Origin of the sequence: Pseudomaricurvus hydrocarbonicus, assembly GCF_011602365.1 — a bacterium.
Lineage (GTDB): Bacteria > Pseudomonadota > Gammaproteobacteria > Pseudomonadales > Cellvibrionaceae > Pseudomaricurvus > Pseudomaricurvus hydrocarbonicus.
On record NZ_JAAONZ010000021.1, the window covers coordinates 83,062 to 90,970 of the forward strand.

At 55.7% G+C, this 7,909-nt stretch carries 6 protein-coding genes; 3 read left to right on the forward strand and 3 right to left on the reverse strand.

The features are described 5' to 3' along the window. Positions 1-320 precede the first annotated feature (320 nt). Entirely contained in the window at positions 321-2,582 is a 2,262-nt protein-coding gene (locus G8770_RS20395) for a TonB-dependent receptor (RefSeq protein ID WP_167191403.1), read from the forward strand. A 278-nt stretch (positions 2,583-2,860) separates the two neighbouring features. On the opposite strand, the gene rph is transcribed toward G8770_RS20395, so the two are convergent. Then, positions 2,861-3,580 carry a ribonuclease PH gene (gene rph, locus G8770_RS20400; RefSeq protein WP_167191405.1) on the reverse strand — a complete coding sequence of 240 codons (720 nt, stop codon included), beginning with the start codon at positions 3,578-3,580 and terminating at the stop codon, positions 2,861-2,863. Between the two features lie 364 nt (positions 3,581-3,944). Here rph and G8770_RS20405 point away from each other — a divergent pair, with 364 nt between their 5' ends. Further along, positions 3,945-4,826 carry a YicC/YloC family endoribonuclease gene (locus G8770_RS20405; RefSeq protein ID WP_167191407.1) on the forward strand — a complete coding sequence of 294 codons (882 nt, stop codon included), beginning with the start codon at positions 3,945-3,947 and terminating at the stop codon, positions 4,824-4,826. A 322-nt stretch (positions 4,827-5,148) separates the two neighbouring features. Here the strand turns inward: G8770_RS20405 and G8770_RS20410 are convergent, their stop codons facing one another. Together G8770_RS20410 and G8770_RS20415 are read right to left on the reverse strand one after the other, a co-directional pair. Continuing rightward, positions 5,149-6,147 carry a YecA family protein gene (locus G8770_RS20410; protein ID WP_167191409.1) on the reverse strand — a complete coding sequence of 333 codons (999 nt, stop codon included), beginning with the start codon at positions 6,145-6,147 and terminating at the stop codon, positions 5,149-5,151. 192 nt (positions 6,148-6,339) lie between these two features. Beyond that, positions 6,340-7,002 carry a DUF6933 domain-containing protein gene (locus tag G8770_RS20415; protein WP_167191411.1) on the reverse strand — a complete coding sequence of 221 codons (663 nt, stop codon included), beginning with the start codon at positions 7,000-7,002 and terminating at the stop codon, positions 6,340-6,342. 303 nt (positions 7,003-7,305) lie between these two features. Here G8770_RS20415 and G8770_RS20420 point away from each other — a divergent pair, with 303 nt between their 5' ends. After that, a complete protein-coding gene (locus tag G8770_RS20420) occupies positions 7,306-7,710 on the forward strand; it encodes an HIT family protein (protein WP_167191413.1) in 405 nt (134 codons plus the stop codon). Positions 7,711-7,909 lie beyond the last annotated feature (199 nt).

Here is a 7,909-nt window from a genome sequence, read left to right on the forward strand (position 1 = left end):
TAATAGCGCGCACCATCGACAAACTCCCCTGCGTAGCCCGGGCACAAACAGAGCCCGATATTCGCCCGTGATGATGAGCTCCAGAGGGGCCAGGGCTTTGGCTGAGAAACGGTGTTATTAGCAACGTACCTAAAGAAAAATATGTTCTTAAGAAGCGTGTCCTGAGGAAAGCGTGTCCTAAAAAAGTGTACCAAGGGAAGAGGTTCTGTGGGAATGGCTCGATAAACGGTTAAAACGGCACACACGACTCAAGGCAAACCTGTGACATGAAAAACCAGCCATGGCACCGCAGCCGTGGCGGATAAAAACAGGACGATACCATGAACCCCATGCAACCTCTCAGCCTCGCCATTCGGCTGGCCCTGGGCGCCTCAGTGATCAGTGCCGCCGTCGCTCAGGAAAACAGCGGCTCAACCTCGCGCCTGGCGCTGGAAGAAATAACCGTCACCGCGACTCGTCGGGCGGAAGGCGTCCAGGACATCCCCTACAACATTACCGCCGTCACCGGGGATTTTCTCAAGGATGTGGGAGCCGATGACCTCACCAAAATGTCGCAATTTATTCCCGGCATGCAAATGATCGACAACGGCGCTCGGGGCACCAACCTGGTGACGCTGCGCGGCATGAATGTGGGCGGGCTCGAAGCGGCTGAAAACCAGGGCGGCACCGATGTCATTTCCCGTTACATCAATGACACCCCGCTGCTGATCGATTTCAAGCTCAATGACGTCGCCCGGGTCGAAGTCCTGCGCGGGCCCCAGGGCACACTCTATGGGCGAGGCGCCATGGGCGGCACCCTGCGCTACATCCTCAACGAGCCCAATTCGGAAGAAATCGAGGGGGAAATCGGCACCAAACTGTACAAAAACAACGAAAGCGATGACTTTTCCTATCAGTTCAACGGGGTCTTCAACCTGCCCATTACCGACACCCTGGCGCTGCGGGTCTCGGGCAGCTATCTGGACGACACCGGCTTTGTGGATTACACCAATGTGCTGACCGAGCCCGGGGTGTCGAACAACACCCGCGAGGTGGAAGACGTTAACGACGAACAAACCCTGTCGCTGCGGGTCTCCCTGCGCTGGGAGCCCACCGACACCTTTTACGGGCAGTTGAATTACTTCCATCAGGACCAGGAAACCGGTGGTCGGCAAGCGGTCAACGAAGACTTCACTGGCGACAAGTTCTCCTCGGCCCTGCGCTACACCGAGCCCTACGCCACCGAAAACCGCCTCTACAACCTGGAGATGAACTGGGATATACGCTGGGTCGAGCTGTTCTCGTCCACCTCTTACTCCACCTTCGACGAGACCGAAAGCCGGCGCGACCAGACCGATCTGCTGTGCGTGGACATCTACCCCGGCTACTGTGACTTCCCCGAATTTTCGGGCTTTACTGACGACTCCGAAGAAAAGGACGTGTTTGTGCAGGAGCTGCGCATTTTGTCCACCGCCGACTCTGCGCCGGCCTGGATGGACTGGATTCTCGGCTTTTACTACGAAGACGAAGACACTGAAAACAGCGATAAGGAATTCACCCCGGGCTATCAGGATTACGCTGGCATCGATACCGGCTACGGTGAGCTGGAATACTGGAACTACGGCAACCAGACCTTCGAAGAAAAGGCCGTGTTTGGGGAAATGACCTTCCGCCCCATCGAGCCCTGGCAAATTACCGTCGGCGTGCGCTACTTCGAACAGGAACAGGTGATTAAAGAGGACTGTACCCTGCTGGCGATCTTCTGGTTTTACACCCAACCACCCGCGACCCCCGAATGCGAAAGCGGCAAATCGAACATCGACGACACCGTCACCAAGTTCAACACCTCTTACAACTTTACCGAAGACTTTATGGTCTACCTGACCCGCGCCGAGGGTTTCCGTCGCGGCGGCACCAACGTTGGCCCGCAATTGACCAGCGAGGAAAAAAGCTTCACCTCCGACGAGGTCACCAACTATGAAATCGGCTGGCGCGCCACCCTGGCCGATGGCCAGTGGATATTCAACGGCGCCATCTTCCGCATTGACTGGGAGGATTTGCAGGTGCCCGCCAAGTCCGAAGCACAGGCCATCAACATCATCGGCAACGCCAGTGAAGGGCGCATCGAAGGGCTTGAGCTGTCGGCGCAGGGCATGATCACCGAAAACCTGCAGCTCAGTGGCTGGGCCACCTATTACGATCATGAACTGGTCGAAGACGCGCCCGAGATCGGCGGTTTCGACGGCGATGCCTTCCCCGGCGTGCCCGACATTCAGGCCAATCTGGCGTTTGATTACGGCATCCCGCTGGACGCCTCGGAAGTGATCATTCGCGGCAACGTCTACTACAAGGACGAGGTCAATACCCGCCTCAACAGTCTGGGCACCAACAACGACAATGAAACCCTCGACAGCTACACGATCCTGAACATGTCGGTCACCTATCAGGTGCTGGAGTGGAGTGCCTCGCTGTACGTGGATAACCTGACCGATGAATATTACTTCAGCGGCGGGCGCGGCAAGGCTCGCTACGGTGAGCGCGGGCAATTTCACTATGTGGGACAACCGCGCACGGTGGGGGTTGAGGCCACCTATCACTTTTAGCGACGCACTTTTAGCGACGCACGTTTAACGACGCATTTTTAATGACGCCTTTCTTAAGACGCATTGCTAAAGACGCACTGTTAGAACCGCATGTTTAAAAAAGGCACGTTTATAAGCGCAACGCTCAGAAGGGACGGCGTACAGGGCAGGAGACCCGAGATGAAGCAGAGGGAAGAAGGCTGGCAGAAGGAGAAGGAGAGGGGAGACCCGCACCGAAACCCGCCTAAAACAGGGGGTTCGGTGCTTTTCAAGGCTGTTAGGCGCTCGTTCTGAGCAGATTAATCAGCCAGGGCCGCTTTCTGGATTTCGTTCAGATCCTGAATGCCTTTTTTCGCCAGGGTCAGCATGGCGGCAAATTCCGCCTCGCTGAAAGGTTCGCCTTCGGCGGTGCCCTGAATCTCAATGATGCCGCCATCGTCGGCCATGACAATGTTCATGTCGGTTTCGGCGTTGGCGTCTTCCGGGTAATCCAGGTCCAGCACAGCGGCACCGTTGTAGATGCCCACAGACACCGAGGCGATCATGCGCTTGAGCGGCTCGCCTTTGACCTTGCCCTTGCTTTTCAGGTGGGTGATGGCGTCGGCCAGTGCCACGCAGGCGCCGGTGATCGAGGCGGTGCGGGTGCCGCCATCGGCCTGAATCACGTCGCAATCGATCTTGATGGTGTTTTCACCCAGGGCGTCCATATCCATGGCGGCACGCAGAGAGCGACCGATCAAGCGCTGAATTTCAACCGTGCGTCCGCCTTGCTTGCCACTGGTCGCTTCACGACGCATACGAGTACCGGTGGAGCGGGGCAACATGCCGTATTCCGCCGTCACCCAGCCACGACCTTCACCGCGCATGAACGGCGGTACACCGTCTTCGACACTGGCGGTACAGATAACTTTCGTGTTGCCGAACTCCACCAGTACAGAACCCTCCGCATGGCAGGTAAAATTACGGGTAATGCGGATATCACGCAGGCTGTCTGGCGTGCGGCCACTGGGTCGTTGCATAGAAACACCTCGGTTTATTCAAAAAATAGGCTGTATTGCCAAATGTAGTGCCAACTAAAAAGTCGCGCCATTATAGACGAAGACCAGCAGAATAACCGTTTCAGGAACGCCAATTTTCTTTAAGCTCTGTGATACTATCAGCCTCCATTAAGGACCCTGGCCCCACAGAGTCGCCCCCACTGCACAGAGAGAATCCAGGGCGACGGCATAGAGAGACGGCAGCCCGGATAGAGCGGCGGCTTAGAGAGACCGCTTGTATAGATGGACCGCTTGTACAGAGAGACCCGCTGTTCAGAGAAGCCAGCCGGGCCAGAAACATAAGAACGACCCAATCAGACGATCGATAAAAAAGAGAGGCACACATATGCCCTGCAGTATGACCGGCTTTGCCCGGCAAGAAGCCAAATACCCCTGGGGAACCCTGATCTGGGAAGTCCGCAGTGTCAATCACCGTTACCTGGAGCCTCATTTTCGTCTGCCGGACTTTATCCGCGAACTGGAGCCGGCCCTGCGCGAGCAGCTGCGCAAAAGCCTGTCACGGGGCAAAGTCGAGGCGAGCTTTTCCTACCAGCTGGGCGGCACCGACACCAGCCAGGAACTGACCATCAACCCAACGCTGTTGAAACAGGTCACCAGCGCCATCGACAGCGTCAACGACGTGCTCAGCCGCACCAACGCCGACATTGCCGCGGTTAACCCGCTGGAACTGCTGCGCTGGCCCGGCATGCTGACCGACAACGACATCGACCGCGACGAACTGCTCAACGCCAGCCTCGACCTGTTCAAACAGGCGCTCAACACACTGGTTGAAAACCGCGCCCGGGAAGGGGAGGAGCTCAAAGGCCTGATCGAGCAACGCCTGCAAGGCATCGACACCCAGGTAGCCCAGGTGCGCGCCATCTTGCCGGGTATCCTGCAGGCGCAGCGACAGAAACTGCTGGAAAAGCTGGAAAGCCTCAAGGTCGATCTGGATAACGATCGCCTCGAACAGGAAATGGTCTATCTGGCCCAGAAAACCGACGTCGACGAAGAGCTGGACCGCCTCGACACCCACGTCACCGAAGTACGCCGCACCCTGAAACAGAAAAGCAGCGTCGGCCGCCGACTCGACTTTTTGATGCAGGAGCTCAACCGCGAGGCCAACACCCTGTCCTCCAAGTCCATCGTCACCGACACCACCCAGGCGGCGATCGAGCTGAAAGTGCTGATTGAGCAGATGCGCGAGCAGATCCAGAACATTGAGTGATATTTGAGCGGGCCCTGACCATCGCGTTTTTCGGGCTCATCCCAGACAGCAAGACTCCGCAAGGAGTCTTTTGTGTTTATGAGTGATGGCTTGCCCAACAGTAAGAATTTAGTCAACTCTTGAGCCATATTTTGCACAGCACAACCATATTTAGCAAAAAGTCCGCCTGGCAGGATGAGGCGGTCAGCCCGCGATTAAGGCGGGCCTTGCCCGCACCAGCCATTGCTCAGAGCGGTTGCCGATTGTTCGGGCGGAGAGCGGTGCCTGTGCTTAACGCCGCAGTGGCAACCTAGATAGTTTTGCAACAACCGGCCAGACGCTTCTATCCCTCAAACGAGAAAGCCTGGGTCAGTAGCGGCTGTATGCTGGCCTCCCGTTGCACTCGCACACCTTCGACATACCTTCTCGGATCAACCGTCACAAAGCCCCAATACTGTAAAAAGCGCTCCACAAAGCGCGATTCAATCAGCATCCCCAACTGCTCTTGCGGTGAAAAATACTCATCCGTCGGGAACTGCCGCAGCAAATCAGGGAAGGCTACGCGCACTTCCTCAAACAGCTTATCGAGAGAACCATGGCTTTGCAGACGCCACAGCATAAACAGCCAAAAGGAGCGCAAATCAATGTCCTGACTCCAGCCATCCAGGTAACCCCAGTTGTACCGCTTGACCGCCGCTTCCAGCATCGGCAGGAAGAAAGCGCGGATACCATCGGTGTGATATTGCTCCTGGGCGGCCTTGGTCACATAAAAATGCCCCCCTTTGAACTCAATAATCCCGGCAAGCTCCGCTAACACACGGGTGTAGTGCAGCGCATTAAATTTGTCTTCATTACTGCCAGCAAATTCGCTAATGCCTGGATCTTTTTCAAACTGCGCCACCGCCAGTGCGGGCAGCAGTGCACTGGCTTGCTTCACCAATTTAGCGGGGAGGTTGCCTTTGGCCGTGGCTTTGAACGAGCCTGCCTGTTTCATGGCCTCCTCAAGGATCAACGCCAAGTAACGCATCACCGGGCTGGTGGCCAAGTCATCCGGCGCCGCTATGGTTACCCGATCCAATTCGCTCAACGGCGCATACATCCAGTTGGCCATGCGCGTCGGAGTGAGACCGCAAAAATCGATATTCGGACGGTTGTTTCGTTCCGCCGCCTTGTGCTGCACCACCAGATTCAGCTCATCAATACTGAGGTTGGGGTTCATCGCCACCGTTTGGGCGATGTCATCGAATATTTCTGCCCGTTGCTGTGAGATGGCATCCATGCAGCAGCGTTTGTATTTTTTTCCGCTGCCACAAGGGCAAGGGTCGTTGCGACCAACTTTCATGGTGAATTGCTCTTCGCTATTTATCATTAAGAGCGATTATATCTGCTCGATACTGCCTTTCGTAGCAGCTAATTTTCCTAAGCCGATCTCCAAGAGTTGTAAATGTTAAGCTCAAGAGGCAGGCAAATGGCAATGTTTACGGGGTAACAAGACAAACTCCCGGACTGGCAGAACCCACACCAAATCTAGACATTATTTTCGCATCCGAAAATCCACATACACTACGTTATCCGCCGGAACATCAGCCACAGCAGCCTTTTTAAGCTCATCGACAGCCAGCCCACCGTTGCCTTCGGCCTCCATCGCCCGCAACAACCCCTCCCAAAACTCGCCAAAATGCTCTTTGGGGTAAAAATAGTCCTTATGGTGCTTGGTTTTGCGCAGCATGCTGTTGGCCTTGCCGCCGAACGCCATGGCATCCCAATCCTCTTCCGGCAGGGGATAGCCGTCCTCGACACACTGTCGCAGCAGGTAGGCCACGTCATTGATGTGCGCCATCACCGAGCGGTCAGAACCGGTCTGGTAGACCTGATCTTCGGCAATGGAAAGCCCCAGCTCCATGACAGAGCGCATCTGACTGTCCTGCAACTCCACTATCTGCTCCAGGCTCAGCAGTGCTTCGCGCATCAGCCGCTCAAAGAAGATGTCCGGAAAGCGCTCAAAATCCGGCTTGGTCAAACCGCAAAACACCATCGCAAAGCGGCTTTGCAGCTCCATCGCCACAATGCACTTGCGCCGCGCCACGGTGATGCGGTGCAGATACCACTGCATGCCCTGATAATTGACCGGCTCATTATCGCCAAGGTGGGCATTCAGGTCTTTGGCAGCGTCTTTGCTGAGGTGGAATTGGAGCATAAATAAAGGTTCAACCTGTGTATGAATTTAAAGTTTAGTGCAGGATAAAGCAGATTTATTCCGAGAAAAATCAATTTGCGGCAAATAGTGAATGGACTGCGCGGATGGTTAGCGGCCCTGCTTGCCTTGCCCAGGGGAAACCTCAGGACATTTCAACAGGTGACCCTGGCGCGGGTTGACGCCAACGACAGGCTCAAGACCTGGAAGGGGTGTGACAGCACTCAAAGTCTGTAATTTGGCGGATTCATGCGTTAGTATGAACCAATTAGGACAATTTACGCGACAACGTGCACAGGACGCACCATGGATGTATCACCCGCCTGCCCCTTCTGTGGCATCAGTCAAGCTCCCGCGCACGATCGTATTCTGCACAGTAACGAACACGCCTTTGTGATTCGCGATGGCTACCCGGTGACCGAAGGCCACAGCCTGATCATCCCCCATCGCCATGTCGGCTCCTTTTTTGATCTAACGCCCGCCGAGCAGGAGGCCATGTTCTCGCTGCTGGAACAGGCCAAGGCCGATCTGGATCACTCGCTCAACCCCGCCGGCTACAACATCGGCATCAACGATGGCGCCGCCGCCGGACAGACCGTACCCCATTGCCACCTGCACCTGATCCCTCGCTATAACGAGCCGGGTAAAGACCCGCGTGGGGGCGTGCGCTGGGTGGTGCCGGAGAAGGCGGATTATTGGAGTAATGCGTGAGTCTGCTCAGTTACGAGCAGGTTTTTTCAACGTTAAAACTCAATGCCAAAACCGGTGGCGCAATTAAAGGGGTCAGAGCCACTGCTGTCCCAGTTATTCACTCCGAAGGGAGCCTAAACCACTATTGTTTGTATAATGAATGTGCGACCAAACACTAACAAACAAAGGGTTTAGGCTCATGGCACATTCTAGCACCGTA

Excerpts from the sequence above, each read along its gene's own strand:
- G8770_RS20415 (WP_167191411.1), bottom strand. The coding sequence starts at position 7,002 with ATGCTCCAATTCCACCTCAGCAAAGACGCTGCCAAAGACCTGAATGCC.
- G8770_RS20410 (WP_167191409.1), bottom strand. The coding sequence starts at position 6,147 with ATGAAAGTTGGTCGCAACGACCCTTGCCCTTGTGGCAGCGGAAAAAAA.
- G8770_RS20420 (WP_167191413.1), top strand. The coding sequence starts at position 7,306 with ATGGATGTATCACCCGCCTGCCCCTTCTGTGGCATCAGTCAAGCTCCC.
- G8770_RS20395 (WP_167191403.1), top strand. The coding sequence starts at position 321 with ATGAACCCCATGCAACCTCTCAGCCTCGCCATTCGGCTGGCCCTGGGC.
- G8770_RS20405 (WP_167191407.1), top strand. The coding sequence starts at position 3,945 with ATGCCCTGCAGTATGACCGGCTTTGCCCGGCAAGAAGCCAAATACCCC.
- rph (WP_167191405.1), bottom strand. The coding sequence starts at position 3,580 with ATGCAACGACCCAGTGGCCGCACGCCAGACAGCCTGCGTGATATCCGC.